Raw genomic sequence first — 1,661 nt, forward strand, 5'->3', positions numbered from 1 at the left:
ATTGCTTTGTTTCTGCTTATCTGGAATATTCCTTCGGAATATTCTCAGGTTCGTAAAAGTTTACTAAATTAGTTGCCTAACCACGCAACTAAGCATACACAAACACGTTAGCAAACATTTAAAAAAAATGAGAACACAAAGAATAATTCTGTTATTAATTATTGTATTTACTTCTAACATAATTTTGGGGCAAGCCACTGATTCCCTGAAAAACGCTATGTTAGAAAAAATAAAATCTAGTGAAGTTTTTAAAGAAACTATTTATGAATTTAAAGGAAAGGAATTGCCGAAATTTGAATTGCCTCTCTTGAGCGGAAAAAAAATCAATTCGGAATCTCTAAAAGGCAAACCAACCGTAATAAACTTTTGGTTTAGTAATTGCGCACCTTGCATTGAAGAAATGCCACTTTTAAACGAAATTAAGTCTGAATTTGGAAATGAAGTAAATTTTATATCAATGACCTTCCAGAATCAGAATGAAGTTAATGAATTTTTAAGAACACATGACTTTGACTTTACTCATATTGTAGATTCAAAAGATTACATAAGAACTTTTGGAACGTTTGGTTATCCAAAGACGCTAATTTTGGATAAAGATTTAGTAATCGTTGAAATTGAGAAAATGATTCCAAAAGACACTGAAAACGAAGAAAAAAATAAAGCGGAATTTAAAGTACAATTATCGGAAAAACTGAATGAATTAAAAAAACGTTAGCTAACACCGTGTATAATTAATTGCTTGGTTCTTGCCTACTTGCGAATATTCCTGCGGAATATTCACAGGTTCGTAAAAGTTTGCTAACTTAGTTGCTTAACCACGCAACTAACCATACACAAACACGTTGTAAAACATTTGAAAAAAAATCTGAACATACAGAAAAACATCATCAAACTGATTTTAATATTGGTTTGCGGAATCACATACGGGCAAACCGAAATATTAGGAAAAGTGATTAGCGGAGTTTCTGGCGAAAGGCCAATTTCGGATATTTATGTTCAAGAATTGATTACTAAACAACCATTAATTATGGCTGACAGTTTAGGTTATTTCCGAATTGAATATCTTGAACCTAACAAAAAGTATATAATAGAAATATCTGGATTCGGTTACGGAATACAAAAGTTTGACGTCGAAACAAAAAGCGGAATGAATAAAGTGACGTTTGAATTAAAAGCGGATTGTGAATATAATGCTGAACGTGCAGAATCTGACTGGAAAAATGGAACGGCTAATTTATTGCTTGTTGGTTCAATAGCACCAATTGCAAACTCACCTTCCGACAAGCGTTTTGAGAAAAAATTTAAAATTAAATATTTAGACTTTGGTTGCGAACCACCAATTGCCGAATGTTTAAAAGAATATAATAAGCGAATTTTTGAACTTATGGACAATAAATACGGAATGAAATGGGGGAAAAAAGTACGTTCTGATGTTGAATATTTGGAATAAAAAACGTTTTACAACACCGTGTATAATTAATTGCTTTGTTCTTGCCTACTTGCGAAAATTCCTGCGGAATTTTCACGGGTTCGTAAATGTTTACTAACTTAGTTGCTTAACCACGCAACTAACCATACACAATCACGTTAACTACAAGCTGATTCCAAATCAACATTTTTCTAAAATTTAAACATCAAACTAACAACTTTGGATTGATTAC

At 31.9% G+C, this 1,661-nt stretch carries 2 protein-coding genes; both read left to right on the forward strand.

The features are described 5' to 3' along the window. Positions 1-127: 127 nt before the first annotated feature. On the forward strand, positions 128-715 hold the full coding sequence (locus HM986_RS17510; RefSeq protein ID WP_179336337.1) for a TlpA family protein disulfide reductase: 588 nt from the start codon (positions 128-130) through the stop codon (positions 713-715). Positions 716-853: 138 nt separating this feature from the next. Continuing rightward, the gene (locus tag HM986_RS17515; protein WP_179336338.1) at positions 854-1,450 is read left to right on the forward strand and encodes an FEKKY domain-containing protein; all 597 of its coding nucleotides are present in this window, start codon (positions 854-856) and stop codon (positions 1,448-1,450) included. The last annotated feature ends 211 nt before the right edge of the window (positions 1,451-1,661 follow it).

The sequence above is a fragment of the Winogradskyella costae genome, assembly GCF_013403865.1.
GTDB classification, from domain to species: Bacteria; Bacteroidota; Bacteroidia; order Flavobacteriales; family Flavobacteriaceae; genus Winogradskyella; species Winogradskyella costae.